We start from the raw sequence: 26,491 nt of genomic DNA, 5'->3' as shown, positions 1-26,491 counted from the left end.
CGTTCGTTCAGTGAGATGCAACCTTCACGCTGGCAAGACGTTGCAGATTGGAAGGGGGGCGGATCGTAAGATCGGACGCCTGTCGCAAAAGGGTCAGGCGTGCGGGTTCGTTCAGCGGGACATCATTATCTGGCGCTGGCGCTCTTGATCGCGGGAACGCCCGCGGTCGCGCAGATGGAGAAGCCGGGGACCGCGCCGGCCACCGGCCCCGATGCGCCGCGGCCCGATCCCGATGCGCCGCCGCAGTCCGACGAGCCCATCGTGCCGGAGGCCGAATTCGATGCGGCGCTGCCGCCGCTGAGCGGCGACCTCAATGCACCGTTGGAGCCGCTGCCGACCGAGGGGGGTGCGCCTGCGAGCGCCACGCCCGCTGCGCCTGTAGCCGGAACAGCCCCGGTGGCGCCGGTCGGGCCCGAGGATCCGCAGCTCGCCCAGCCGCTGACCCCGCTGCAGAGCTTCGACAGCCAGCCGATCCAGACCGCGGCGGACGCCAAGGACGAGGACCTGCCCGACATACGCTACGAACTGGTGGTGCGCGGGCTGGACAAGACTGGCCTCGACGACGAGTTCAAGTCGCTCTCCGCGCTGAAGGAAGGCGGCGGCAAGGCCGAGAACGCCACCCAGGTCGGCGCACGGGCGCGCGAGGACGAGGGGCTGGCGGTGCGGCTGATGAAGTCGCTGGGCTATTATGACGCCACCGCCATCTCCTCGATCGAGCCGATCGCAGAGCCGCAGTCCAATCCCGAGCGGCCGGGCCGCCTGCGCGTGACGGTGAGCGCGACGCCCGGCAGGCTCTATACTCTGGGCGAGATTACGGTGCAGGCCAATGCCACCGTGCCCGAAGGGTTGGTCCGCCGCGAACTGCCCTTGCGCACCGGCGACCCGATCGAGGCGGCGCGCATCCAGGGCGCGGAGGCGAACGTCAGCCTGAAGCTGCCGCAGCAGGGCTATCCCTTCGTCAAGCTGGGCGAGCGCGACATCCTGCTGGACGACCAAACGGGCGGGGAGACCGGCACGGGCGATTATACGCTGCCGGTCGATACCGGCCCGCGCTCCTCGTTCGGCGTGTTGCGCACCGAGGGTGATCCGGTGTTCCAGCTCGAGCACCTCAACGTCTTTCCCCGCTTCGACAAGGGCGACCTTTACGACACGCGCAAGGCGGACGACCTGCGCGAAGCCTTGGTCGCGACCGGCCTGTTCTCCTCGATCGGGGTTCAGCCGGTGCGCACGGGCCAGCCGGGACCCGACGGCACCGAGCAGGTCGATCTCCTCGTCCGCCAGACGCGTGGGCCCGCCCGCTCGCTGGGCGTCACGGCGGGCTATGGCACCGGCCAGGGCGTCAAGCTGGAGGGGACCTGGACGCACCGCAACCTGTTCCCGCCCGAAGGGGCGCTGATCGCCGGGGTGGTCGCGGGCACGCAGGAACAGGGCGTGTCGGGTACCTTCCGCCGCCAGAACGCCGGGCGGCGCGACCGCACGGTTTCGCTCATCGCCAGCGTCAACCACTCGAACTATGACGCATTCGACGCGCAGACGATCACGCTTGCCGGGCGGATGAGCTATGACTCGACGCCGATCTGGCAGAAGCCCTTCACCTGGGCGTTCGGCTTCGAGGTGACCGGCACCAACGAGAGCGTCTACGATTTCGACGCGGGCGAGCGGAACCGCGGCACCTATTTGATCGCGGCCCTGCCCGGGCAGGTGCTGTTCGACCGCTCCGACGACCTGTTAAACCCGACCAAGGGCTTCCGCCTCAAGCTGAACCTCAGCCCCGAGACCTCGGTGCGCGGCGCGGCACGGCCCTATGTACGCGCGATGGTGGAGGCGACCGGTTATTGGCCGATCGGCGACAGCTTCGTTCTCGCCGGCCGCGCACGCGCCGGCAGCATCGCGGGAATCGATCGCGACGACCTAGCGCCCTCGCGGCGCTATTACGGCGGCGGCGGCGGATCGGTGCGCGGCTACGGCTTCCAGCGGCTCGGGCCGTTCGACCCGGACGGCAATCCGGTCGGTGGGCGCAGCCTCAACGAGTTCGCGCTGGAGGCGCGCTACCGCTTCGGCAACTTCGGAATCGTGCCGTTCATCGATGCCGGCAATGCCTATGAGAGCGTATTGCCCAAGGGCCAGGACCTGAAGTTCGGCGCCGGCATCGGCGGGCGCTTCTACACCAACTTCGGGCCGATGCGGGTCGACATCGCGACGCCGCTCAACCCACGGCCGGGCGACGGCAAGGTCGCGCTCTACCTCTCGATCGGGCAGGCCTTCTGATGGCCGAGGATACCGCCGCCGTGGTCGAGACCGTCCGGCACCGCCCCTTGTGGCAGCGCATCCTGAAGTGGATCGGCCTGACTTTGCTCGGGCTGGTTATCCTGCTGTTCGCCATCCTGCTGGGCATCAACACCGATCCTGGCCGCCGCTTCGTCGCGGACCAGATCGGCGGGTACAAGACCGCGAGCGGGCTCAACATCAAGGTCGGGCGGATCGATGGCTCGCTTTACGGCGCGATGGTGCTGCGCGACCTGCGCGTCAGCGATCCCAAGGGCGTGTTCCTCACCTCGCCGCGGCTGGACGTGGACTGGCGGCCGTTCGCCTTCGTCAACAACCATGTCGACGTGCGCAGCCTGGGCGCCGACCTCATCACCATGGCGCGCAACCCGGAGCTGATTCCCCAGCCGAGCGACCCGAACGCGCCGACGCTGCCCGATCTCGACATCGATATCGGCCGGCTGAAGGTGAACCGCTTCGTGATGGAAGCGCCGGTTGCGGGTGCGCGCCACATCGTCCGTGCCGATGGCGAAGCGCACATCGCCGACCGGCGCGCGCAGCTGACCGTCGATGCCGTCGCGATCCGTGCGCCGGGCGTCGCGGGCGGCGACACCGTCAAGCTGCGGCTCGACGCGGTGCCCGACGACAACAAGCTCGACATCGACGCGCGCGTGGTCGCGCCGGTGGGCGGTGTGGTCGCGCAGATGGGCGGGCTCAAGGCGCCGCTCACCGCCACGATCGGCGGTAAGGGCAGCTGGCAGAACTGGCGCGGCAAGCTCGCCGCGACGCTGGGCGGCGGGCAGCTGGCGGACCTGGATCTGTCCGCGCGGGACGGACATTTCGAGGTGCGCGGCGTGACGCGGCCGGGCCTCTACCTCGAAGGCCCGGTCGAGCGGCTGACCGCGCCGGGCCTCCAGGTCGCGGTGGATGCGACGCTGGCGGAGCGCCGCGTCGATACGCGCATCAAGCTGCGTTCGAACGCGCTGCTGGTCGATGCCGGCGGCCTGATCGACATGGCGCAGAGCCGGTTCGGCAACTTCGCGGTCGACGCCAAGCTGCTCACCCCCGGCGCAATCGCGCCCAACCTCACGGGGCGCGACGTGCTCGCGCGGGTGGTGCTCAACGGCGCCTTCGCGACCCCCACCGTCGATTATAAGATCCGCGCCGCGGCGGCGGGCTTCGGCGAGACCAGCGTCCAGAACCTCTACGCCGAGGGTCTCGCACGGGTGAATTCGGACCGCATCCTGGTGCCGGTCCACGCGCGCGCCGCGCGGGTCGCGGGGCTGAACGCGGCGGTCGGCGGGCTGACCACCAACGTGCGGATCGACGGCGATTTCGCTATCGCCATGCCCAACATCCTGTCCGACAACCTGCGCATCCGTTCGGACAAGATCGACGCCACCGCGATCGTCGTCGCCAACATGGAGACCGGGCGGTACACCGGCGCGCTCAAGGGGCGGGTCAACAACTACCGCGTCGACAGCGTCGGGATCCTGAACCTGTCGACGGACGCCGAGCTGGTGGCGACGCCGACCGGGTTCGGGATGAAGGGACGGGTGGTCGCGCAGACCACGCAGCTGTTCAACGAGGGCGCGCGCAGCTTCCTGGGCGGCAACGCGATTGTCCGCAGCAACATTGCCTATTCGCCCGAGGGGATCGTCAGCTTCTCCGGCCTGCAGATGAATGCGCCGCAGTTCCGCATCACCCGCGGCGAGGGCCGGTTCAACCCGGCGACCGGCGCGGTGGCGGTGAGTGCGGACGCCTATTCCAGCCAGTACGGCCCGCTGTTCGCCCGCGTCGCCGGATCGCAGGCGAACCCGGTGGTGGTGCTGCGCGCGCCGCGGCCGGGCGTCGGCATCGGCCTGGTCGACCTCAACGCGCGCGTGGTCGGGCGCGGCGGCGCCTATGCGGTGCGCGCCACCGGCGGCACCACTTATGGCCCGTTCGACGCGGACGTGCTGGTCAACCCCTCCGACCGGCTGACCGTGGACCTTAACCGCGTGCTGTTCGCGGGCATCAACTTCACCGGCCGTGTGCAGCAGCTGGCGGCGGGGCCATTCGGCGGGCAGGTGAACTTCGCCGGCTCGGGCATCTCGGGCAACGCCCGGCTGAGCGCGCAGGGCAAGTACCAACGCGCCGACCTTGACGCGCGCGCCGCCAACGCCACCATTCCGGGCCAAGTCGATTTCACCATCGGCCGCGCCCTGGTGAAGGCCAATGTGGTGCTTGCTGATACGCCGCAGGTGGTCGCGGACGCGCAGGTCGGTGACATGCGCTATGGTCCGACGGTGATCGAGGCGGCGCGCGCCAAGGTGCGCTACGCCGGCGGGCGCGGTACCGCGCAGGCACTGCTGACCGGATCGAACAACGTGCCGTTCCGCGTCGCGCTCAACGCGCAGCTGTCGCCCAGCCAGTATCTCGCGGCGATCCGCGGCCAGGCCAATGGCATCAACTTCCGCACGGTCAACCCGCTCAACGTCTCCACCGCCGGCGGCGGTTATACGCTGGCGCCGACGCGCATCGCCTTCGACGCGCGCGGCCGCAGCGGCGCGCTGCGGATCGCGGGCCGCTACGGCGACGGCATGTCGGCACAGGCGCAGCTCGAAACGCTCGACCTTGCGGTGTTAAACGCCTTCATGCCGGACCTAGGCCTCGGCGGGCAGATGACCGGCAGCGTCAACTTCGCGCAAGGCAGCAGCGCCGCTTTCCCGACCGCGGACGTGCGCGTGACGGTGAACCGCTTCACCCGCTCCGGCCTCGCCGCGGTGTCCGACCCGGTCGACATCGTCTTCGCCGGGCGCCTCGGCTCCGCCGGCGCGGAGGCACGCGCGCTGATCCGGCGCGGCACCGCCCCGGTCGGCCGCATGGTCGTCAACCTGTCGCCCAGCGGCAGTGGCGCCTGGACCAGCCGGCTTATGGCGGGCCAGCTTTCGGGCGGCATCCGCTACAATGGCCCCGCCGGGGTGCTGTTCAGCCTCGCAGCGCTGCCCGAGCAGCAGCTGACCGGCGGCATCGCGATCGGTGCCGATGTCTCGGGCACGATCAACGCGCCGCGGCTCACCGGCCTGATTCGCGCCGACAACCTCACCTATGACAACGAGACGTACGGCACCCGCCTGTCGCAGATGCGGATCGCGGCGCGGTTCAACACCGACCGACTCGAGCTGACCCAGCTCCAGGCGAAGGCGGGCGACGGCACCGTCCAGGCGCAGGGCTCGGTTGGCCTCGCCGCGGCGAGCGGCTTCCCGATCGACCTGTCGGCGACGCTCAACAATGCGCGGCTCGCCAGGTCCGACGCGCTCGGCGCCACCGCCAGCGGCACGATCCGCCTGCTCAACGGACCCCAGGGCGGGTCGATCACCGGCGACATCGTCATCCCCGAGGCGCGCTACGAGATCATCCGCCAGGGCGCCGCCGAGGTGCCCGAACTGACCGGCGTGCGCCGCAAGAGCGAGATCGTCCGCGCGCGGCCGACCGACCGGCCGGCGCCGCCCAAACCCGCCGGCATCTTCAAGCTCGACCTGCGCGTGCGTGCCGACAACCGGCTCTATGTCTCGGGCATGGGACTGGAGAGCGAGTGGGAGGCCGACATGCGGATCGGCGGCACCTCCTCGGCACCGACGATCGGCGGCGGGCTCGACATCGTGCGCGGCACCTATTCGTTCGCGGGCACCCGCTTCGAGGTGACGCGCGGCACCGTGCGCTTCCGCGGCGGCGCGCTGACCGATCCGGACATCAACATCCAGGCGACCACCACCAAGGACAATGTCACCTTCGTCATCAACGTGACGGGCACGGGGCAGCGCCCGCAGATCGCTTTCACCTCCACGCCGGTGCTGCCGCAGGACGAGGTGCTGAGCCGGCTGCTGTTCGGCACCAATCCGGAGAACCTGTCGGCGATGGAGGCAATCCAGCTCGCGTCGGCGCTCAATTCGCTGCGCGGCTCGGGCGGCGGCCTCAACCCGCTCGGCAAGCTGCGCTCGGCGACCGGGTTCGACCGGCTGCGCGTGCTCGGCTCCGACGAGGCGACCGGGCGCGGCACCGCGCTCGCGGCGGGTAAATACCTGACCGATGACATCTATATCGAGATCGTCACCGACGCGCGCGGCTTCACCGCCACTCAGCTCACCGTTGCGCTCACCAAGGCGCTGAGCGTGCTGACCCAGGCGGGATCGTTCGGCGGCTCCAACGTCGAACTGCGCTACTCGAAGGATTATTGACAGGCGTGTAAGCGCGGTGTTCTCTCCCGGTGCGCCGTCGCAAGAGGGGCCGGGAGAGGACCATGACCGAGCATTTCGACGTGCTGATCGTCGGCGCCGGCCTGTCGGGCATCGGGGCGGCGCACCACCTTCAGGCACGCTGTCCGGATCACAGCTATGCGATCTTGGAAGCGCGCGACGCGATCGGCGGAACGTGGGACCTGTTCCGCTATCCCGGCATCCGCTCGGATTCGGACATGCACACGCTGGGCTACAGCTTCCGGCCGTGGACCGATGCGAAGGCGATCGCCGACGGGCCGTCCATCCGCCGCTATATCGAAGATACCGCACGCGAGGGTGGCATCGACCGCCGCATCCGCTTCCGCCATCGCGTCACCCGCGCCGCCTGGTCGACCGACGATGCCCGCTGGACGCTCTCGGTCGACACGCCGGAGGGCCCGCGCGAGTTCAGCTGCGGCTTCGTGATGATGTGCTCGGGCTATTACGACTATGCCAAGGGGCATGCGCCCGAGTTCGCGGGTGCGGAGGAATTTGCCGGCCGTATCGTCCATCCGCAATTCTGGCCGGAGGACCTCGACTATGCGGGCAAGCGCGTCGTGGTGATCGGCAGCGGCGCCACCGCGGTGACGCTGGTGCCCGAGATGGCACGCGAGGCGGCGCAGGTCACCATGCTCCAGCGCTCGCCCACCTATGTCGTGTCGCGCCCGGCGCAGGACCGGATCGCGAACTGGCTGCGCGCCAGGCTGCCCGCGCGTCTGGCCTATGGCCTGACGCGGTGGAAGAATGTCGGCATGGGGATGTTCTTCTACCGGATGACTCGCAAGCAGCCGGACAAGGTGAAGGCGAAGCTGCTCGGCATGGTGCGCGAGCATCTCGGCCCCGACTATGACGTCGGCACCCATTTCACGCCGCGCTACAATCCCTGGGATCAGCGGCTCTGCCTGGTGCCCGATGCCGATCTGTTCGCTTCGATCAGGGCGCAGCGGGCCGAGGTGGTCACCGATACGATCGACCGATTCGTTCCCGAAGGGATAAGGCTCGCGTCCGGGCGGACCTTGCCCGCGGATGTCATCGTCACCGCCACCGGACTGGAGATCCAGCTGATGGGGGGCGCCGATCTCGTCGTTGATGGCGAGACGGTCCGGATCGCCGACCGGCTCCAGTATAAAGGGATGATGTTCTCGGACGTGCCGAACCTCACCTTCACCTTCGGCTACACCAATGCGTCCTGGACGCTGAAGGCCGATCTGGTGGCGATGTATGGCTGTCGGCTGCTCAACGCGATGAAGCGGAGGGGGCTGCGCCAGTGTACGCCGCGGATCGGAGCGGGCGGAATGGAGGCGGAACCGTTTGTGGACTTCACCTCGGGCTATATCCAGCGGGCGCTGGAACGATTGCCGCGTCAGGGAGTGAAGAAGCCGTGGCGGCTCAATCAGAATTATGCGCTGGACGTCGTCGCGCTGAGGTTCGGGTCGATTGACGATTCGACGGAATTTTCGAACCCTTCGCCGCTGGTCCGAACAGCGGCTTAACTATGTATCGCAACCATTGTTGACAGATTCTTGCGACCCGGCCTAAGCCCTACGGCAGGCTGGTGATGAATGACGTGACGTAAAAATGAAAACGGCCCCGCTGTCCCACGGTGTGCAGACCGTCAGGACAGCGGGGCCGCTGGTTAAATTTACCAGGGCTTGATGGTCTGGCCGTGAATCAGCGCGAGGATGAACGCGAGCATTGTTATCTCCCATGTTGGTCCCGTGCAGGGGACGCACGCATTAGTTAATCGATTTTTTACCATCGCGCAACCGATCTTGATCGAGCCGATGATCCCGGCGCGGGACACATGCTCAGTTAAGGATATTTTCGCTTTCTGGCTGCTAGCGCTGAGACATGTCCGATCGCGCCGTCTTCGCCGAACCGCCGGTTGAGGCTTCCAATCGGGGAATCTCGCCGGTTGCTGCCCGCCCCGTCGCTTTGGCTTGGCGCTCCCACGTGCTGGTAGAGATTGCCAACTTCATCAGCCTGCGCCGTCACGTGGGCAAAGCGCGAGCAGCCGGGCTGAGTCGAGACGTGGCGGCGCGGGTCGCTGCCGCTTATCCCGATGTCCGGCTCCATCCCGCAAGCGCCAGCCTGCTCGAGATTGATTTCGAAGGCGACACAGCCGAAGACTTGGCGGTGTGCCTCGCTGCGATTCGAGCGCTGTGCGACGCCCCGTTCGATCTGGACGGGGAGCAGCACCGGATTGAGCTGATCTTCGCCGCCGCGGTTTGCGCCGCCGAGCGCGCCGACGAGGTCCGGCTAACCGAGGAGGCCGAGGCGGCGCTGGCCGAAGCGAGAGCAGGAAATCGGGCGGTGACCCATGATCTCGTTCAGCCTGGCCGGCGCGAAGTGCAGCGACTGGGGCGCGAGCTGGATTTGGCGATCGCCCGCAACGAGTTGCTCATCCAGTATCAGCCGAAGGTGCACGTCCGGCGCCAGGAGATCGGCAGTGCAGAGGCGCTGATCCGGTGGCGCCATCCGACCCGCGGCCTGGTGCTGCCCGGCGACTTCATCCCCGCCGCCGAGCAGGCGCATCTGATCGACCGGCTGACCTTGTGGACGATTCGGCAAGTGATCGCCGACCACCAGCGGCTCGCCGACAGGGGCCACGACCTGCGGCTGTTCATCAACATCTCCGGCCAGCTGCTAAGCGACGAGGCGTTCGTGCGCGAGGCCTGCGCGCTGGTTGGCGAAAGCGACGCCAAGTTGGGCTTCGAGATCACTGAGACCTCGGTGATCCGCGACCCTGTAGGTGCGATCGCCAACCTCCAGATTTTCGCCGACAGCGGCGTCGTGATCGCCATCGATGACTATGGCGCGGGCCTGTCCAGCCTCGCCTATCTGAAACAGCTCCCTGCGCGCGAGTTGAAGATCGACAAGCTGTTCGTCACCCAGCTGACCAGCTCGAACCGGGATCCGCTGATCGTGCGCTCCACCATCGATCTCGCCCATGCGCTGGAGATGGAGGTAGTGGCCGAGGGCGTCGAGTCGCACGCTGCGATGGCGCTGCTGACCGTGATGGGCTGCGACATGGTGCAGGGCTTCCTGATCAGCCGTCCGATCACCCTGGAGGCGCTGGAGACGTTTCTTTCGGACCAGCGCGCGCGCCCGGCCGTGGCCGACGCCCGCCCGGGTCTGCGCGCGCTCGCCACCGCCTGGGCCCGGAGGTAGCGGTGCGCCGCTTGATGGCGCTCCTCCTGCCGATGACTATGCTGCTGGCGACGGGCCTCGCCGCCGCGCAGCCGGTGGTGATCGCCGACGAACGCTTCAACGCTGAGGTGGCGCGGGCGAAGGCGACGATGCTCGCCGATCCGGCCGCGGCGCTTCGCGCCGCGCAAAGCGCGCGGGTGCGGGCCGAGCGCAATGCGAGCGGCCGCGAACAGGCGCTGATGCAGGCCACCGCAAGCTGGCTGGAGGGCGAAGCTTATCTTCGAATGAGCGAGGCCGATCGCGCTGCGCCGCTGATCGACGCGACGGTGCGGCAGGCGACGCGGATCGCCCCGGGCAGTCGCTTGCTCGCCGATGCGCTGCTGTCGCGCGGCACGCTGCGCACCGAGAGCGGCGACGTGGCCGGGGCGATGAATGACTTCCACGCCGCGCACGATCTGTTCCGAAAGCTCAACGAGCCGCGCAGTCAGGCGCGCAGCTTCGCCCAGATCGCAAACCTTTATTACGACGCTTATGACTGGACCAATGCCTTGCGCTACTACGGCGAAGCGCTGGAGACCTTCCAGGCGGACCCCGGCTTGGCGGTGGCGATCCACAACGGCCGCGGGCTCGCTCTGACCGAGCTCGAGCGTTTCCCCGAGGCCTCGCGCGAATTCAACCGGGCGCAGGCGATCGCGCGCGGCATGGGCAGTCCGCTCCTCAGCGCCACCGTGCTGAACAATGCCGCGCGCACTTGGCTGCTCCAGAACCAGGTCGACCGCGCCGACCGCGCAATCAAGGCGAGCATCGCGGAAACCCGAGACGTGGCAACGCTGGGCTTTCGCGCCAGCCAGCTCGCGATCGTCGCCGATGTCGCCTTCCATCGCGGCGAACTGTCGCGGGCCGCCCGCATCATCGGCCAAGTCTTCGCCGGGCGCGACCTGAACGCCACCACACTGGTGGACCGGGATGCGCACGAGACCGCGTACAAGATCTATCGCGTGACCGGCGACGATGATCTTGCACTCGAGCATCTCGCCGCTTCCAAGCGGCTGGACAAGGAGGCGACCGAGCTCGCCCGATCGAACAGCGCTGCGCTGATGGCGGCCCGGTTCGACTTCGCCAACCAGGAACTGCGCATCGCCAATCTGAAGGCGGCCGACCTGCAGAAGGGCATCGCGCTGGAACGACAGCGCGCGCGGACGCAGCGCGCCTTGCTGATCGGCGGCGTCGCGTCTGCGCTGGCGATCATCGCGCTGCTCGCCTTCGCGCTGGTGGTGGTGCGCCGCAGCCGCGACAAGGTGCGCGCCGCCAACGTCGATCTCGAACATACCAACGTCGCGCTCGGCCGCGCGCTCGCGGCCAAGAGCGAGTTCCTCGCGACCACCAGCCACGAGATCCGAACTCCGCTCAACGGCATCCTCGGCATGACCCAGGTCGTGCTCGCCGATGCCGCGGTGGACGCGCGGACGCGCGACCGGGTCGGTGTGGTGCATGCCGCCGGCGTCACCATGCGCGCGCTGGTCGACGACATCCTCGACGTCGCCAAGATGGAATCGGGCAACCTGACCGTGGAGATGCGTCCCTTCGACCTCAAGCAGACGCTGCACGAGGCGATGCGGATGTGGGAGGACCAGGCGCGCGACAAAGGCCTCGCCTTCTCGGCCGATCTTGCCGACTGCCCCGAATGGATCCAGGGCGATCCCGGCCGGCTGCGGCAGATTGTGTTCAATCTGCTATCCAATGCGCTGAAGTTCACGCCCGAGGGATCGGTGCGCGTTGAGGCTATGACGGCGGGTAACCGCTACCGGATCGTCGTTGCGGACACCGGCGTCGGCATCGATCCCGCGCAGCACGAGGCGATCTTCGAATCCTTCCGCCAGGCGGATACGACCACCACCCGCCGGTTCGGCGGCACCGGCCTCGGCTTGTCAATCTGTCGCACGCTGTCACGCGCGATGGGCGGCGACGTCGGCGTGGCCAGCGCGGAAGGGCAGGGGGCCACGTTCACGCTGGATCTGCCGCTGATCGCTGCGCAGCAGGAGGCGTCGACGGACGAGATCGCATCCGGAACGCGAGTCAACCTGGTGTTCGACCGGAACCCGATCCAGCGCGCCAAGTTGAAGACGGTGCTCGCAAGCCTCGACGTGCCAGTGATCGAGGCCGCGACGCTGGATGAACTGGCGGAGAGGACGCACGGGTATCTCGTGGAGCGCGCATTGGCCGACGACGCCAGCCTGCGGGCAGAGGGCGATCTGATCGAGGCAATGGCTTGCCTGCGCGCCGGCCTCGGCGAGACGACCCGATTGGTCGTTTTGATCGCCATGGGCGCCGAGGAGATCGAGCGGTCGCTGCTGGAGGCGGGCGCATCGGCAGTGCTTCGCCGTCCGGTTGCGCAAGGTGCTCTGCTCGCCGTGCTTAACGACGATTCGACGTGCACACCGCGGCCGATCATTGTAACGCAAGCGGCATGACCTTCTTTCCGTCCGGCCCGGAGCAATCTCTCCCTTTGGCGGATGCTGTGGATGCAAGGCGATGAACGTCCTCTTCATCGAGGACGACAGGATGAATCGCCGGGTGGTCCGGGACATGCTTGAGGTGGCTGGCGCGCATATGGTCGAGGCGGAGAGCGCCGAGGCAGGGCTGGTGCTGATCGGCGAGCAGGATTTTGACGTGGCGCTGGTGGACCTGCGGATGCCGGGCATGGACGGACTGACCGCCATCCGCCACATCCGCGCCCGCGAGGACGAGAAGGGGCAGCTGCCGATCATCGTGGTGACGGCCGACACCGCGGTCGACTTGCGCGAGCGCTGCCTTGCCGCCGGAGCCGACGAGGTGATCTTCAAGCCGGTGGCGATGGATGCGCTGTTCGAGACGATGGGCCGCCTGCTGGCGGAGCGCGGCGACGACCTGATCTGAGGCTTCCGGAGGGGGCGACGCCTATCGCTCGCCGCGGCCCCGCCGTTCACCGCGCCGCGCCTTGCGCACCGTCTTAGCATGCGCCCGCGCCCGCGCCTTGGCTTCCTCGCGCGTGGGCGGGGGGCGCGTATCGTCGGGCAGGTCGCCCGCCGCTTCCTCGAAGCCCAGGGTGGCGAGGCTCTCCGCGATATGGGTCGGCGGCGGCGCCGTGACGTCCAGCAGGCCACCATCGGGATGGTCGACGCGGATGCGGCGCGCGTGCAGGTGCATCTTGCGGCTGATCCCGCCGGTCAGGAACGCCGCGGCGCCGCCGTACTTGCCGTCGCCGACGATCGGATGGCCGATCGCGTTCATGTGGACGCGCAGTTGGTGGGTGCGCCCGGTGAGGGGCTGGAGCTCGACCCAAGCGGCGCGATTGCCGGCGCGCTCGATCACGCGATAGCGGGTGCGCGCGGCCTGGCCCTCCGCCTCATCGACATGCATCTTCTCGCCGCCCGTGCCCGGCTGCTTGCCGATCGGCAGGTCGATGAAGCCGTCGTCGATCGAGGGCACGCCCACTACCAGCGCCCAGTAGATCTTCCGTGCGGTACGGCCCGAGAAGGCCTTGGCGAAATAGCCAGCGGCGCGGGTGGTGCGGGCGACCAGCAAAGCACCGCTGGTGTCCTTGTCCAGCCGGTGGACCAGCTTCGGTCGCGTCTCCAGATCGAAGGTCAGCGCGTCGAGCAGCCCGTCGACATGCTCGTGCGTGCCGGTGCCGCCCTGGGTGGCGAGCCCCGGCGGCTTGTTGAGCACCAGCGCCGCGGCATCCTGGTGGAGCACCATCGCGCGGGCGAACTCGATCTGATCGTCGCTCAGCACCGGGCGCGGCCGGGTGTGCTTGGCGGCGACGCGCGGCTCGGGCGGCGCCTCGGCGGGAGGGACGCGCAACGTCTGTCCCATCGCGATCCGGTCGCCGGGGGTCACGCGCGCGCCATCGAGCCGCAGCTGGCCGGTGCGGGCCCAGCGGGCGACCAGCGCAAACGGTGTGTCGGGCAGGTGCCGCTTGAACCAGCGATCGACGCGGATGCCGTCATCATCCTCGCCGATGGCGAACTGGCGCACCGCGTCGCTCATGCCGCGCGCGCCATGGCAAGGCCGGCGAACAGCGCGGCGATCGAGCCCATTACCGACGCGGCGGCGTAGCCTGCGGCGAGGAGCAGCGCGCCGCGCTCGATCATGGTGGCGGTCTCCAGCGCGAAGGCGGAGAAGGTGGTGAAGCCGCCGAGCACGCCGACGCCCAGGAACAGCCGCCACGCCTCGCCACCGCCCGCGCGTGCGAGCGCGCCGACCAGCAGGCCCATGAGCAGCCCGCCGGCGAGGTTCACCGCCAGCGTGCCCCAGGGCAAAGCGGGGCCGAAGGCGGCGAGCGTCGCCCGGCTGACGAGATAGCGTCCGCCCGCGCCCAAAGCGCCGCCGATCATCACGAGAAATATCACCGGCTGCGGGTGCGCCGATGGCGATGCCCTGTCAACGCGCGCGGCGGCTTGACTCCTAACTCTACATATGTTGTCTCTTGGCCATGGGCCGAGTTCGCAAACCTTCGCGGCAGATGCTGGCACTTCTGGAGGCGCTTCTTGGCAGCGCGCCGGACTGGCGGCACGGTTATGACCTGATCAGGCAGACCGGGCTGCTCTCGGGCACGCTCTACCCGCTGCTGATGCGGATGACCGACCAGGGGCTGGTCGAGGCCGAGTGGCAGGCACCTGCGCAGCCGGGGCGTCCGGCGCGGCATGCCTACCGGTTGACCGCGGCGGGCGTGGCGCTGGCGCGGGAGGTGGCCTCGACGGAGCAGGCCGCCGGCCGGGTGTCGCTCGCATGACCGCGCCGCTGTCCCGCCTGCTGCTGGCAGTGGCGATCCGCAGCCTGCCCGCGCACCGTCGCGGCTGGGGCATGGCGATGGCGGCGGAGTTCGACGCGGCGGTGGCGGACCGCCGCCCACTCGGCTTCGCGCTCGGCTGCCTGTTCATGGCGTGGCGGATGCTGCCGGCGCATGCCGAGGGACGCGGCGCGTTTGCCCGCCATGCGCTGGCGCTCGGCCTGCTGCTGCCGGCGGCGGTGCTGGTGACGGGCGTGCTGGGCGGGGTCTCCGGCTTTCATGCCGCCGAGATCGTGATCCATGTGCCCGCCACGCAGGCACCCGCGGGCGTTCCGGTAACGGCGGCCAATCGCGCCGCGGTGCCCGGCTTGATGATCCTGCTGCTGGCGCTGGCGGCAGGGCATCTGCGGCTCGCCTGGTTGGTGGTGGAGCGCGACTGGGCCCGCGCGGTGACGACCGGGACGTTCAACGCGTCGGCAGCGCTGACTCTGGTCGCCTGCGCCGGCGTGCTGTTCCTAGGCGATCCGCGCGTGCTGGCGCAGGCCGGCGTGGTGCTGCTGGAACTCGCCGCCATCCATCGTCTCGCCCGATGGCAGGAGCCTGCCGACTGGCCCGCCGCCGAGTTGCGATCCCCCTGACACGCGGCCGCATTCGCGTTTCCACAAGGCAGGAGAGCTTGGATGGGCAGGGGCTTTGCCGACCGCGCCGCGATGGCGGGCGGCGTGCTGATCGTGGTGCTGGTGTTCCTGGTGCGGTGCGATCCCGCCTATCCGCCGCCCCCGCCGTTCCGCGCCTGGGCAGGCCTGCCGGTCAGCGGCAGCCTGGCCGACGCCGGGCGCGCCGGCTTCGGCGATTGCCTATCGGACAACATCCGCCTGCGCTGCCGGCGCTCGGGCGTGCATCTGCTCGGCCTGGGGCCGTACGAGGCCGCGGTCGACATGGCGGGCCGCGACGGGCGCGCCGGCTTCGACCATTTCACCTTGTGGGTGCGAGACGATCAGAATGCGGTGCAGGCGGTGGGTAAGCGGCTCAGGGCGCGGGGCTGGTCGGTCTGCTATACCGGCGTGGGCAATCGTGGCGATCAGGCGATCCACACGCGACCCGGCGTGGCGGTGCAGGTCACGGTGGACCTCAGCTACTGGATGAAGCGCCGCCTGCGCATCTTCCCGCAGGCGAGCCCGAACAAGCCGGTGTGCACGCGAAGCAACCAGTTCTAGCGGGTGTGCCTTTCGAACCGCACCACCTCCGTTCGCCCTGAGCGAAGTCGAAGGGCAAGCGTCACGCTCCCCAACGTGCTTCGACTTCGCTCAGCACGAACGGATTGAGGTTGATCATGCCATGTATCAGCGCGCGCAGGTATCTTCCGCGCCGGGATCGAGGTCCAGGCAGCGGCCGTCCACGCCGGGCATGGACAGGCCCAGCGTCGCGGCAAGCGTCGGCGCGATGTCCACCGTTTCCACCGACAAGGGCTGCTCGAACCCGGTCATCCCCTTGCGCCAGAACAGCAGCGGCACGCGGCGGTCATAGTCCCACGGGCTGCCGTGCGTGGCGACATAGCCCGCACCCGGCGTGGCGATGCCGGTGACGCGCGGCTTCAGGAGGATCAGGAAGTCGCCCGAGCGATCGGGATCGAACGAGGCGCGCGCGCGCTCGGCGAGCGTCCAGGTCTCGGGCGGGGATTTGGGCATCGGGGTGGCCGCGATCTCCTGGCGGGTGAGCACCGCGGCGACCTGCGGGTGCGCGCGGTAGATCTTCGTCGCAGCGTCGATCACCGCCCGGCGCTTCGCCGCAGGCACCGCGTCAGCGACGTAGACGTCACCCTCGGCGGCGAGCAGCACCTCTCCCGACAGGCCAAGCTGGCGCGCCACCGTGTCGCTCACCACCTTGGTCGACAGTGCCGGATCGACCGACTGCTCCATCGGCATTGCGCGCTGCTGCTGCCGCGCGGTCATGTCGTGGCCGCCATGGTCGGCGGTGAGCACCACCTCATAGTCGACGCCCAGCGCGTCCATCGCCTCGAAGAAAGCGCCGAGCGCCAGGTCAAGCTCGTGCATCTGGATGCACATCTCGCCGCCGCCGGGGCCGGTCGCATGGCCGATATAGTCGGTGGCGGAGAGGCCGGCGATCAACAGGTCGGGCGCGGCCTGCCTGCCCAGCGCCATGTCCTTGGCGAGGCCATAAGCGATGCCGAGCACGGCGGTGTCGAGCGCGGGGGAGGCGCGGAACGCCTTGGCGTCGCCCGCCTGCCGCTCGAACCGGCCCGCACCCAAAGTCTGCGGCCCCACCTGTATCGGCGTTGAAACGCCCGCGCACCAGCCGGGCAGCGGCAGCGCGTTCTGCGGCCTTGCGATCAGCGCGCTCACCTCGGCATTGGCGCGGGTGACGGTGGCGGGCTCCTTGCGGCCGGCGTAGCTGGTGAAGGCCTTGCCGCTCCAGAACCACAGTTCGTCCACCTTGTGCCCGCCCATCATGATCGCGGCGCGGTCCTTCCCGGCGACCGAGACGACCCGGCTGGCGGGATTAGCCGTCTTCATCGCCTCGCCCAGAGTGGGCACCTTCAGGTGGAGGTCGGACGGGGTATATGCCTCATGGTTGCTGCCCGGTACCGCCTCGTTCTCGGCACAATAGACGAGCTTGTCCTCGCGCGGCGCCTTCTGGTTGACCCAGGTGTTGGCGACGATGCCGGTATGCGCGGGGCGCATGCCGGTGAGGATGGTGGAATGGCCGGGGCAGGTTTCGGTGGCGGCATGGCCCTGATAGGCGCTGGGGAACACCGCGCCGTTCAGCAGCCGCGCGAAGCCGCCGGTGAAGCGGCCGCGATATTGCGCGAACAGATCCGCGGAGAATTGGTCCACCGAGATCGCCACCACCAGCTTGGGCGGCGTCTGCGGCGTGGGCGCCGACTGGGTCTGGGCGGCGGCGGGGGCGGCGGCAAGCGCCAGGGCGGCAAGAAACGCGCGCATCGGGGCCTCGTGCAAAGCGGGAACGCGTGCGCTATGGGCCGGGGCCTCGTGCTAGGCAACATCGCGCGCGCCCTGGTGGCGCTGATCCTCTCCGTCGCCTTGTGGAGCGGCGCCGCGCAGGCGCAGCTTGGCGGCGCGCGCCACCTGACCATGGAGCTGGTGCCCGAAACCGCGCGTCCGACCACGGGCAGCCGAGTCACGCTGGCGTTGGCCGCGACGCCCGCGCCGGGCTGGCACGGCTATTGGAAGAACGGCGGCGACGCAGGCGTCGAGACGCGGCTCGACTGGACGCTGCCCGCGGGCGTGCGCGCCGGCGCGATCCGCTATCCCGTGCCCGGCCGGCTGATCGTCGCCGGACTGATGAACTATGTCTATGAGCGGCCCTATGCGCTGCTGGTGGACCTGGATGTCCCGCCGAACCTGCCGCAGGGAACACGCCTGCCGATTCGCGTCACTGCCGATTATCTGGTGTGCAGCGACACCTTGTGCGTGCCCGAACAGGCGGAGCTCGCCACCGTGCTCACGGTCGGCGATGGCGCCCGGGACCCGGCGGTGCGCGCGCGCTTCGACGGCTGGTATCGCGCCTTGCCCAAGCCACTGGGCGGGCAGGGACGGTTCGCGGTGGCAGACGGGCGCTTCCGCCTCATGGTGCCGTTCCCCGCCGACGCGCCGGCCGAGGATGTCTATTTCTACCCGCTGACCGGCGGCGCGATCGCCTATGCCGCGCCGCAGACGGTGACGCGTGCCGGCGATCGCCTGATCGTGGAGACCGGGGCGGGATCCGCGGTGCCTGGCCGCCTGCTGGGCGTGCTTGCAACGGGCACCCGCCGCGGCGTGGTGGTTGTGGCGCAGCCCGGGCCGGTAGGAGCCGGAGAGACGGACATGGGCTGGCGCGTGGCGCTGCTCGCCTTCCTCGGTGCCCTCGCGGGCGGCGTGCTGCTCAACGTCATGCCGTGCGTCTTCCCGATCCTCAGCCTCAAGGCGCTGAGCCTCGCCCGTTCCGGCGAGACCGCACGGGCGGCACGGCAGGAGGCACTCGCCTATAGCGCAGGCGTCGTCTCCGTCTGCCTCGCGCTCGGCGGCGCGCTGCTCGCGTTTCGGGCGGGGGGCGCGACGCTCGGCTGGGCGTTCCAGCTCCAGCATCCCGGCGTGATCCTGCTGCTGCTCCTGCTCGTCTCGGCGATCACCCTCAATCTCGCCGGCCTGTTCGAACTTCCCACGCCGCGCTTCGCCAGCCGCGGCGGCGCGACGGGTGCCTTCGCTACCGGTGCGCTCGCCGCCTTCGTGGCGACGCCGTGCAGCGGCCCGTTCATGGGCGCGGCGCTCGGCGCGGCGCTGGTGCTGCCCACCGCGGCGGCGCTGCTGGTCTTCTCCGGGCTGGGGCTGGGGATCGCGCTGCCGTTCCTCCTCATCGGCTTCGTCCCCGCGCTGCGCCGCCGCCTGCCGAAGCCGGGCCCTAGGATGGCGCGCTTCCGCCGCATCCTCGCGGTGCCGATGCTGCTCACCGCGCTGGCCCTAGCCTGGGTGCTGTGGCGGCAGGCGGGGGCGAGCGGCCTAGCGATCGGTCTGGGCGCGACGGCGATCCTCGCGCTGGCGCTGTGGTGGTTCGGCCAACGCCAGGCCCGCGGCGGCGGCGCCTGGCTGCTCGCCCCCGCGCTCGCCGCATGTGTCGCCGCCGCGCTGCTCGTCCACCCCGCCGCCCGCACACCCGCCCTCACCGGCGCGCAGGCGTTCAGCGAACCCCGGCTCGCGGCGTTGCGCGCGGAGGGCAAGCCGGTCTTCGCCTATTTCACCGCAGACTGGTGCCTCACCTGCAAGGTCAACGAAAAGGCCGCGATCGACACCGCCGCCACCCGCGCCGCCTTCCGCGACAAGGGCGTCGCAATGCTGGTCGGCGACTGGACCGACGGCGATCCCACGCTCGGCCGCTTCCTCGAACGTCAGGGCCGCGCCGGCGTGCCGCTCTATCTCTACTACGCCCCTGGTGCTGCCGAACCGCGCGTGCTGCCGCAGGTGCTGACGCCGGGAATGCTTCAGGCGCTCTAATCGCTTGTGCACCGCAGCGAATCCGCGCAGCATGCGGCGGAATCGCATCGGGAGCGTTACGAAGCTTGATGGGCGGTCAACCATTCGACGAGATCATGGGGGCAGGCGGCGAGGCGCGCCCCGAATTGGCGGCGCTTGGCCGCTGGCTCGCCGATACCCCGCCCGAGGAGTTGAAACGCCGGCAGGACAGTGCCGAGGCCACCTTCCGTCAGCTCGGCATCACCTTCGCGGTTTATGGCGAAAGTGATGCGGCCGAACGGATCATCCCGTTCGACATCGTGCCGCGCGTGTTCCTGCCGGGCGAATGGGCGCGACTGTCCGAAGGACTGGTCCAGCGGGTGGAGGCGATCAACGCTTTCCTCGACGACATCTATGGCGAGCGGCGCATCCTCGCCGAAGGCGTGCTGCCGCCCGACCTGATCCTCGGCAATCCGCAATTCCGCCCCGAGATCGCCGGCATCCGCCCGCCGCACGGCGTTTGGGCGCATATCTGCGGGATCGATCTGGTTCGCACCGGCCCGGACGAATTCTTCGTGCTGGAGGACAATGCCCGCACCCCCTCGGGCGTCAGCTACATGCTGGAGAACCGCGAGGCGATGGTGCGGCTGTGCCCCGAATTGTTCGGCCGCTTCCGCGTCGCGCCGGTGGACAGCTATCCGGATCTGCTGCTCCAGACGATGCGCTCGGTGGCGCCGCGCGGCTGCAGCGCCAAGCCGGTGTGCGTGGTGCTGACCCCCGGCCATTACAACTCGGCCTATTACGAGCACAGCTTCCTTGCCGATTCGATGGGGATCGAGCTGGTCGAGGCCGCCGACCTCGTGGTCGACGACGATGTCGTCTACATGCGCACCATCGCCGGGCGGGTGCGCGTCGACGTGATCTACCGCCGGGTCGATGACGATTTCCTCGATCCCCTGGTGTTCCGCCCCGATTCGATGCTGGGTGTGCCGGGGCTGATCGCGGCCTATGCCGCGGGCAATGTCGCGATCCTCAACGCGCCGGGCAACGGCATCGCCGACGACAAGGCGATCTACAGCTACATGCCGGAGATCGTGCGCTTCTATTCGGGCGGCGAGCCCAAGCTGCCCAATGTGGAGACCTGGCGCTGCCGCGAGCCCGAGGCGTTGCGCTACACGCTCGACCATCTCGACGAACTGGTGGTCAAGCTGGTCGACGGTTCGGGCGGCTATGGCATGCTGGTCGGCCCCACCGCCTCGAAGGACGAGATCGCGCGCTTCCGGATCGCGCTGGAGGCGGAGCCGCACCGCTATATCGCGCAGCCGACGCTGGCGCTCTCCACGGTGCCGACGCTGGCGGAGAGCGGGCTGGCGCCGCGCCACGTCGACTTCCGGCCGTTCGTATTGACCGGATCGAAGGGCGTGCAGGTGGTGCCCGGCGGCCTTACCCGCGTCGCGCTCAAGGCCGGGTCGCTGGTGGTGAACTCGTCGCAGGGCGGTGGCACCAAGGACAGTTTCGTCCTGCTCGACGGTGCGCCGCGCCAGAGCCAGTCGCAGGTTCAGACGAGTGGCGGGAGCGGGATGACGCAGGTGCAGGGAGGCGCGGCATGATGCTCGCCCGCGTCGCCTCGTCGCTCTACTGGCTGGGCCGCTATGTCGAGCGCGCCGATTTCATCGCGCGGCTGGTGGAGGCGACCGTCCGCCTCGACGTGCTCTCGCCGCACCCCGCCGGCGAGGCGGCGTGGCAGTCGGCGCTGGCGGTCACCGACAGCAGCGAGGCCTTTGCCGCCACCGAGGCGCCGGTCGAGCTTGCCGCGGTGGCGCGCTTCCTCACCCGCGATGGCTCGCATCCCGGCTCGATCATCCGCTGCCTCGACATGGCGCGCAGTAACGCGCGCGCGGTGCGCGTGGCGCTGACGCGCGAGGCCTGGACCGCGATTAACCGCGCGTGGCTGGTGTTCGCGCGCGGCCATCATGCGAACGACCCCAGCGGCGTGCTTGCGCTGACCGAGGCGGTGCTCGCCGAGACCCGCGGCTTCGAGGGCGCGATCCATCGCATGCTGCGCAACCAGGTGACCCTGTTCATCCGGCTGGGCCAAGCGATCGAGCGCGCGGACAACACCGCGCGGCTGGTCGACGTGAAATACCATCTGTTGTTGCCGGAGGGCGAGCGGGTCGGCGGGGTGGTCGATCGCGACCAATGGACCACCATCCTCCAGACCGTCTCGGCGGTGACCGCCTATCGCTGGCTGTACAATGAGGGGCTCGATCCCTTCAACGTCATCGACCTGCTGCTCGCGCGCGCCGAGCTGCCGCGCAGCCTGGCGGCGTCGAGCGAGGAGGTGGTCGAAATCCTCAACGCGCTCGCGCGCCAGACCGGCAGCCATGGCGAGGCGGACCGGATGGCGCGGCTGCGCCAGTCGCGCGTCACCCGCACCCGGTCGAGCGAGGCGATCGCCAGTGGGCTCCACCAGCATCTCGAAGCCTTCATCGCCGAGAATGCGCAGCTCCATGCCGCGATCGGCCGCCAGTTCCGGTTCTCCATCTGATGCGCCTCTCGATCGATCATCTCACCCGCTACCGCTTTAGCGCCCCCCAGGGCCGCATCGTTCAGCTGTTGCGGATGACGCCGGAGAACACGCACGACCAGACGGTCGCCTCCTGGCATGTCGCAGTGGATTGCGACGCGCGCATGCGCCGCCACCGCGACGGCTTCGGCAATTGCACCACCATGCTCTATTGCGAGGGTCCGGTGGACTCGATCGAGATCACCGTTGCTGGCGAGGTGGTGACCAGCCATTCGGACGGCGTGCTGCGCGGTACGTTCGAGCCGCTGCCCGAGGCGTTGTTCCTGCGCTCGACGCCGCTGACAGAGGCGGACACGCTGATCCGTGCCTTTGCCGCCGATCTGGCGGGCGGCGACCGGATCGAGGTGCTGCATCGGCTCAACCGGGCGGTTGCGGCGCATGTATCGCGCGATTGCGGACGGCCGGAGGCGGGCAGGACCGCCGCGGAGGTGTTCGCCGCAGCAGAGGGCACCGCGCGCGATGCCGCGCACCTGTTCATCGCCGCCGCTCGCAGCCTCGGCGTGCCCGCGCGCTACGTCTCCGGCTATTGCGACCTCACCGGCGATCGCCGCCCGACACCCCATGGCTGGGCGGAGGCGTGGGTCGACGATCTCGGCTGGGTGGGCTTCGATCCCACCCTGGGTCTCTCGCCGGAGGAACACCACGTCCGCATCGCCTCGGCGCTGGACGCGATCGGCGCTGCGCCGGTCGCGGGATCGCGGCTGGGCGAGGGGGACGAGCGGCTGGACGTGGAGGTCCGCGTCCAGCCCGAGGACTGACGCGGGACGGAAAGTGTCATTGCGAGCGCAGCGCAGCAATCCAGCGCACGTGGAGCCCTGAATTGCTTCGTTGCGCTCGCGATGACGGACGGACCCAACCTGAGGACGTCGGCCTGTCGCCTGGATCAGATCACCAGGAAGTCCGCGGCGGTCAGCGACAGGCCGGTGCCGACGTTCGCGAACAGCACCGCCGCGCCCGCGCCGTTCCCGTCCGCGTCGAACAGCAGCGTGCCGGCATCCGCGTCGTAGAGGATGCGGTCGCCGGCGTCCGCTGCCGCGGTGCCGATGTGGAATGCCGAGGCGTCGAGCGCACCCTTCGGCAAGTCGAAGAAGCGCCCGCCGATCGCAATGCGGTCCTCACCGGCGGCAAAGTCGGTGATCGTGTCGGCCTTTCCGGCGCCGGGAAGGCGGCGTAGCACGAACGTGTCCGCCCCGGCGCCGCCGGTCAGCAGGTCGGCGCCCGCATTGCCGTGCAGCAGGTCGGCACCGGCTCCACCGTCCAGCACGTCGCGACCGCCGCCGCCGAGAAGCCGGTCGTCGCCGCCGCCCGCATAGAGCCGATCCCGGCCGATGCCGCCCGCCAGCATGTCTTCTCCGCCGTTGCCGACCAGGTAATCGTTGCCCGCTCCACCGTCGAGGTCATCGCCCGACACCGCGGTCACGGCGCCGACCGCATGCTTGGTCGCGGAGATGTTGAGGACGTAAGAGGCGCCGTCCGGAACCGTGCGGTCGATCGGCGCGCCGAAGCCGAACAGTTCGATGAAATAGGTGCCGGGCCGGAAATCGACCGAGAAATAGGTGTCGCGGCCGCTGACCGAGCCGAGCCCGCCGGCGGCGGGGTCGCCGTCCGTGAAGTTCCACAGGCCCTGCTCGCCGCGCCAGATCGCGATCCAAGGGTCCCAGGACGCGCCGCCGACGCCGCCATCGGCGAAGTCGACGTCGAAAGTGATCGTGCATGCCCGGTCGACGGTGAAGCTGAACCAGTCCGCCTCGTTGGCGCCGGTGCCGACTATTGTGGTGTGCGGAATGAAGGCCTCGCCGATCAGCGGGTTGGCCGCTTTTGACCACAGCGCCGGATCATCCAGGCTGATCGCGGTTGCGCGGTCGCGATTGCCCGAACCGGCGTCCACCGACACGGGGGCGTGTCCGGCGATCAGCGCATCATTGCCCGCGCCGCCGCTCAACTCCGCCCGCTCGCGGCCCTGCTTCGCCAGCGCGATCAGAATGTCCGCGCCGTTGCTGCCGATGAGATCGTCTTCCCCGGTCTTGATCGCCATGCCTGCCCCCTTCAGTTGCGAGTCGCTCGCGAAACCGGTTGGCAGTCTTCCGTGACACGGATGCGTCGCGTCAAGCGACCGCGCGCAAAGGCGCATCCGCTTCGGTCGGATTCTCCGCGGGCATCTGGCGCCACCCCATCGGCGTCAGCATCTCCATCGGGCGATAGCGCGTCTTGTACGCCATCTTGGGCGAACCCTTCACCCAATAACCTAGGTAGACATAGGACAGGCCCGCGGCGCGCGCGCGCAGGATGTGGTCCAGGATGATCAGGTTGCCCAGGCCCGGCCGGTCTGCATGCGTCGGGTCATAGAAGCTGTAGATCATCGAAAGGCCATCCGCCTGCCGGTCGGTCAGGCAGGCGCCGACGAGCCGGCCGGGACCACCGTCAACATCCGGCTCGCGATACTCGACGATCACCGAGTTGACCGGCGAATGCTCGATCATGTCCGAATAATCGTCCTCGTCCATCCCCGCCATGCCGCCACCCGGATGGCGATCGGCCAGATACCGCCGGAGCAGCGCGAACTGCTCCTCGGTCGCCCAAGGGCGACAGGCGGTGACGTGCAGGTCCTGATTGCGGCGCAGCAGCTTGCGCTGGGTGGCGTTGGCGCGGAACGCATCGGTGACGACACGCACCGACACGCAGGCGCTGCATCCAGCGCAGCTGGGCCGATAGGCGACGCCCTGGCTGCGCCGGAAGCCGATCCGGCCCAGCGCGTCGTTGAGCTCGCCCGCATGGGGCCCACTCAGTTCGGTGAACACCTTCCGCTCCTGCCGGCCGGGCAGGTACGGGCAAGGCGACGGGGAGGTGACGAAGAAGCGCGGATAACGGAAAGGCGCGGTCACCGTTGGCAGTCCCCTTGGCGCGACGGCGCGCCTTGCCCCCGCATATGAGTCGCCGCGCGGAAGGTGAAAAGCGGGTATACCACCCGGTTGTGGTTAACGAAGGCGGGTCATGCTTTCCAGTGGCGCGAACCGTGCCGGATCAGGCCAGTTCGACCAGGCGGGTCTCGTATCCTGCCGCCTGCAATGCGGCGAGCAGCCGGTCGAGATGGGCCCGATCGCGGGTTTCGCACTCGACATCTAGGCTGAGACCCTTGGCGGGCAGGTTGGTGAAGATGCGCTGATGCGCCAGCTCAAGGATGTTGACGCGCTGGGCGTCGAAGATGCGCGCGACGTTGTAGAGCGCGCCGGGCTGATCCTGCAGCCGGATGCGCAGTCGCGCCATGCGCCCCGAGCGCGCGAGATCGCGCAGCAGCACATAGGCGAGCAGGCGCGGGTCGATGTTGCCGCCGCACAGCACCACGCCGATCGTGCGACCGGCGAACCGCTCGCGATGCTGCATCAGCGCGGCGAGCCCGGCGGCGCCGGCGCCTTCCACCACCGTCTTCTCGATCTGGAGGAGCAGGCTGACCGCCTCCTCCAGGCTCCGCTCCGATACCAGCACGATGTCGTCGACCAGTTCGGCGACCATCGCCGAGGTGATCGCGCCCGGCTCCTTGACCGCGATGCCCTCGGCCAAAGTGTCGCCCGCGCAGGCCATGTCGGTGCCGTTGATGCGGTTGTACATGGAGGGGAACAGCTCCGCCTCCACGCCGACCACCTCGATCGGGCGCCCGGCGGCCCGCGCCACCGTGGCCATGCCGCTGATCAGCCCGCCGCCGCCGATCGGCGTGACGAACAGGTCGATCTCCGGCACGTCCTCCAGCATCTCGATTGCCACCGTCCCCTGGCCGGCGATGACGCGCGGATCGTCGAACGGGTGGACGAAGGTGTAGCCGCACTCCGCCTCCAGCACGCGGGCATGGGCGGAGGCGGCGTCGAACGTGTCGCCCTCCAGCACCACATTGGCGCCATGCCCCTCGGTCTGCACCACCTTCACCGTGGGCGTGTTGCGCGGCATCACGATGGTGGAGGGGATGCCGAGCCGGTTGGCGTGATAGGCGAGGCCCTGCGCATGGTTGCCCGCCGAGGCGGCGATCACGCCCTTGCCGCGCGCGTCGTCCGACAGCTGGAGCAGGGTGTTGAGCGCGCCGCGCTCCTTGTAGGCGGCGGTGAACTGCAGGTTCTCGAACTTCAGATAGACGGTGGCGCCGGTGAGCGCGCTGAGCGTGCGGCTGATCAGTGTGGGGGTGCGGACGATGCTGTCGCGGATGCGCATGTGCGCGGCACGCACGTCCTCGATCGAGACAGGAAGGGTAACCTGCGCTTTTGCCGCTGACGCCAACTGAACCTCCGCTCGCGCCGAGCGAAGTCGAAGGGCTTCCGTCCTCGGGCAATCCCGAGGGGGCCAAGCCTTGCCGCCCGGACGGGAGCGACGCGCCTAGACCAAAATCCCTGCCACAGCTAGGCCGGCGCCCATGAAGATCGCTTTCATCGGCACCGGCGTGATGGGCGCGCCCATGGCCGGGCACCTCGCCCGCGCGGGCCACGACGTCACCGTGTATAATCGCACC

Annotated in this window: 20 protein-coding genes; 14 read left to right on the top strand and 6 right to left on the bottom strand. The window is 69.3% G+C overall.

The window, feature by feature from the left end:
* Positions 1-174: 174 nt before the first annotated feature.
* From ACFDTH_RS07375 to ACFDTH_RS07350, 6 genes are all read left to right on the top strand, one after another.
* Positions 175-2,268, top strand: coding sequence for an autotransporter assembly complex family protein (locus tag ACFDTH_RS07375; protein ID WP_375286893.1), 2,094 nt, complete (start codon positions 175-177; stop codon positions 2,266-2,268).
* Positions 2,268-6,485, top strand: coding sequence for a translocation/assembly module TamB domain-containing protein (locus ACFDTH_RS07370; RefSeq protein WP_375286879.1), 4,218 nt, complete (start codon positions 2,268-2,270; stop codon positions 6,483-6,485). Before ACFDTH_RS07375 ends, ACFDTH_RS07370 begins: the two co-directional genes overlap by 1 nt.
* A 62-nt stretch (positions 6,486-6,547) precedes the next feature.
* Entirely contained in the window at positions 6,548-8,017 is a 1,470-nt protein-coding gene (locus tag ACFDTH_RS07365) for a flavin-containing monooxygenase (RefSeq protein WP_375286878.1), read from the top strand.
* Positions 8,018-8,477: 460 nt separating this feature from the next.
* Positions 8,478-9,695, top strand: a complete 1,218-nt coding sequence (locus ACFDTH_RS07360; protein WP_375286877.1) for an EAL domain-containing protein — start codon at positions 8,478-8,480, stop codon at positions 9,693-9,695.
* Positions 9,696-9,709: 14 nt separating this feature from the next.
* The gene (locus ACFDTH_RS07355) at positions 9,710-12,145 is read left to right on the top strand and encodes an ATP-binding protein (protein WP_375286892.1); all 2,436 of its coding nucleotides are present in this window, start codon (positions 9,710-9,712) and stop codon (positions 12,143-12,145) included.
* Between the two features lie 61 nt (positions 12,146-12,206).
* Entirely contained in the window at positions 12,207-12,590 is a 384-nt protein-coding gene (locus ACFDTH_RS07350; RefSeq protein ID WP_375286876.1) for a response regulator, read from the top strand.
* Between the two features lie 21 nt (positions 12,591-12,611).
* Here the strand turns inward: ACFDTH_RS07350 and ACFDTH_RS07345 are convergent, their stop codons facing one another.
* Positions 12,612-13,703 (bottom strand): RluA family pseudouridine synthase, encoded by a 1,092-nt coding sequence (locus tag ACFDTH_RS07345; RefSeq protein ID WP_375286875.1) that lies wholly within the window; start codon positions 13,701-13,703, stop codon positions 12,612-12,614.
* Positions 13,700-14,050, bottom strand: a complete 351-nt coding sequence (locus tag ACFDTH_RS07340) for a CrcB family protein (RefSeq protein WP_375286891.1) — start codon at positions 14,048-14,050, stop codon at positions 13,700-13,702. The genes ACFDTH_RS07345 and ACFDTH_RS07340 overlap by 4 nt, the downstream gene beginning before the upstream one ends.
* A gap of 128 nt (positions 14,051-14,178) precedes the next feature.
* Between ACFDTH_RS07340 and ACFDTH_RS07335 the strand changes: the two genes are divergently transcribed.
* Genes ACFDTH_RS07335 through ACFDTH_RS07325 form a run of 3 tightly spaced genes read left to right on the top strand, consistent with a single transcriptional unit; the run spans position 14,179 to position 15,662 of the window.
* On the top strand, positions 14,179-14,448 hold the full coding sequence (locus ACFDTH_RS07335) for a PadR family transcriptional regulator (protein ID WP_375286874.1): 270 nt from the start codon (positions 14,179-14,181) through the stop codon (positions 14,446-14,448).
* Positions 14,445-15,083, top strand: coding sequence for a hypothetical protein (locus ACFDTH_RS07330; protein WP_375286873.1), 639 nt, complete (start codon positions 14,445-14,447; stop codon positions 15,081-15,083). Before ACFDTH_RS07335 ends, ACFDTH_RS07330 begins: the two co-directional genes overlap by 4 nt.
* A 42-nt stretch (positions 15,084-15,125) precedes the next feature.
* Positions 15,126-15,662 carry a hypothetical protein gene (locus ACFDTH_RS07325; RefSeq protein ID WP_375286872.1) on the top strand — a complete coding sequence of 179 codons (537 nt, stop codon included), beginning with the start codon at positions 15,126-15,128 and terminating at the stop codon, positions 15,660-15,662.
* 126 nt (positions 15,663-15,788) lie between these two features.
* On the opposite strand, the gene ACFDTH_RS07320 is transcribed toward ACFDTH_RS07325, so the two are convergent.
* On the bottom strand, positions 15,789-17,408 hold the full coding sequence (locus ACFDTH_RS07320; protein WP_375286871.1) for an alkaline phosphatase family protein: 1,620 nt from the start codon (positions 17,406-17,408) through the stop codon (positions 15,789-15,791).
* A 33-nt stretch (positions 17,409-17,441) separates the two neighbouring features.
* On the opposite strand from ACFDTH_RS07320, the gene ACFDTH_RS07315 reads away from it, so the two are divergent.
* The 4 genes from ACFDTH_RS07315 (at position 17,442) to ACFDTH_RS07300 (ending at position 22,757) form a co-directional block, all read left to right on the top strand.
* Positions 17,442-19,454 (top strand): protein-disulfide reductase DsbD family protein, encoded by a 2,013-nt coding sequence (locus ACFDTH_RS07315; RefSeq protein WP_375286870.1) that lies wholly within the window; start codon positions 17,442-17,444, stop codon positions 19,452-19,454.
* 68 nt (positions 19,455-19,522) lie between these two features.
* Complete coding sequence (locus ACFDTH_RS07310; RefSeq protein ID WP_375286869.1) at positions 19,523-21,022, top strand: circularly permuted type 2 ATP-grasp protein; 1,500 nt, start codon at positions 19,523-19,525, stop codon at positions 21,020-21,022.
* A complete protein-coding gene (locus tag ACFDTH_RS07305; RefSeq protein ID WP_375286890.1) occupies positions 21,022-21,960 on the top strand; it encodes an alpha-E domain-containing protein in 939 nt (312 codons plus the stop codon). The genes ACFDTH_RS07310 and ACFDTH_RS07305 overlap by 1 nt, the downstream gene beginning before the upstream one ends.
* The gene (locus ACFDTH_RS07300; protein ID WP_375286868.1) at positions 21,960-22,757 is read left to right on the top strand and encodes a transglutaminase domain-containing protein; all 798 of its coding nucleotides are present in this window, start codon (positions 21,960-21,962) and stop codon (positions 22,755-22,757) included. Before ACFDTH_RS07305 ends, ACFDTH_RS07300 begins: the two co-directional genes overlap by 1 nt.
* A gap of 125 nt (positions 22,758-22,882) precedes the next feature.
* On the opposite strand, the gene ACFDTH_RS07295 is transcribed toward ACFDTH_RS07300, so the two are convergent.
* From ACFDTH_RS07295 to ACFDTH_RS07285, 3 genes are all read right to left on the bottom strand, one after another.
* Entirely contained in the window at positions 22,883-24,034 is a 1,152-nt protein-coding gene (locus ACFDTH_RS07295) for a calcium-binding protein (RefSeq protein ID WP_375286867.1), read from the bottom strand.
* A gap of 70 nt (positions 24,035-24,104) precedes the next feature.
* On the bottom strand, positions 24,105-24,881 hold the full coding sequence (locus ACFDTH_RS07290; protein WP_375286866.1) for an arginyltransferase: 777 nt from the start codon (positions 24,879-24,881) through the stop codon (positions 24,105-24,107).
* Between the two features lie 139 nt (positions 24,882-25,020).
* Positions 25,021-26,262: a threonine ammonia-lyase gene (locus ACFDTH_RS07285; protein ID WP_375286865.1), complete on the bottom strand. Its 1,242-nt coding sequence runs from the start codon at positions 26,260-26,262 to the stop codon at positions 25,021-25,023.
* 133 nt (positions 26,263-26,395) lie between these two features.
* On the opposite strand from ACFDTH_RS07285, the gene ACFDTH_RS07280 reads away from it, so the two are divergent.
* Positions 26,396-26,491, top strand: a 96-nt coding sequence (locus tag ACFDTH_RS07280; RefSeq protein ID WP_375286889.1) for an NAD(P)-binding domain-containing protein, incomplete at its 3' end; no start/stop codon positions are given.

This window comes from Sphingomonas sp., assembly GCF_042096255.1.
Lineage (GTDB): Bacteria > Pseudomonadota > Alphaproteobacteria > Sphingomonadales > Sphingomonadaceae > Sphingomonas.
Note: the sequence above shows the minus strand (reverse complement) of the source record. Positions and strands in the feature narration are given on the sequence as shown.

Coding starts and splice junctions, on each gene's coding strand:
- ACFDTH_RS07375 (WP_375286893.1), top strand. CDS start 175: ATGGAGAAGCCGGGGACCGCGCCGGCCACCGGCCCCGATGCGCCGCGG.
- ACFDTH_RS07370 (WP_375286879.1), top strand. CDS start 2,268: ATGGCCGAGGATACCGCCGCCGTGGTCGAGACCGTCCGGCACCGCCCC.
- ACFDTH_RS07365 (WP_375286878.1), top strand. CDS start 6,548: ATGACCGAGCATTTCGACGTGCTGATCGTCGGCGCCGGCCTGTCGGGC.
- ACFDTH_RS07355 (WP_375286892.1), top strand. CDS start 9,710: ATGGCGCTCCTCCTGCCGATGACTATGCTGCTGGCGACGGGCCTCGCC.
- ACFDTH_RS07350 (WP_375286876.1), top strand. CDS start 12,207: ATGAACGTCCTCTTCATCGAGGACGACAGGATGAATCGCCGGGTGGTC.
- ACFDTH_RS07345 (WP_375286875.1), bottom strand. CDS start 13,703: ATGAGCGACGCGGTGCGCCAGTTCGCCATCGGCGAGGATGATGACGGC.
- ACFDTH_RS07340 (WP_375286891.1), bottom strand. CDS start 14,050: ATGATCGGCGGCGCTTTGGGCGCGGGCGGACGCTATCTCGTCAGCCGG.
- ACFDTH_RS07335 (WP_375286874.1), top strand. CDS start 14,179: ATGCTGGCACTTCTGGAGGCGCTTCTTGGCAGCGCGCCGGACTGGCGG.
- ACFDTH_RS07330 (WP_375286873.1), top strand. CDS start 14,445: ATGACCGCGCCGCTGTCCCGCCTGCTGCTGGCAGTGGCGATCCGCAGC.
- ACFDTH_RS07325 (WP_375286872.1), top strand. CDS start 15,126: ATGGGCAGGGGCTTTGCCGACCGCGCCGCGATGGCGGGCGGCGTGCTG.
- ACFDTH_RS07320 (WP_375286871.1), bottom strand. CDS start 17,408: ATGCGCGCGTTTCTTGCCGCCCTGGCGCTTGCCGCCGCCCCCGCCGCC.
- ACFDTH_RS07315 (WP_375286870.1), top strand. CDS start 17,442: ATGGGCCGGGGCCTCGTGCTAGGCAACATCGCGCGCGCCCTGGTGGCG.
- ACFDTH_RS07310 (WP_375286869.1), top strand. CDS start 19,523: ATGGGCGGTCAACCATTCGACGAGATCATGGGGGCAGGCGGCGAGGCG.
- ACFDTH_RS07305 (WP_375286890.1), top strand. CDS start 21,022: ATGCTCGCCCGCGTCGCCTCGTCGCTCTACTGGCTGGGCCGCTATGTC.
- ACFDTH_RS07300 (WP_375286868.1), top strand. CDS start 21,960: ATGCGCCTCTCGATCGATCATCTCACCCGCTACCGCTTTAGCGCCCCC.
- ACFDTH_RS07295 (WP_375286867.1), bottom strand. CDS start 24,034: ATGGCGATCAAGACCGGGGAAGACGATCTCATCGGCAGCAACGGCGCG.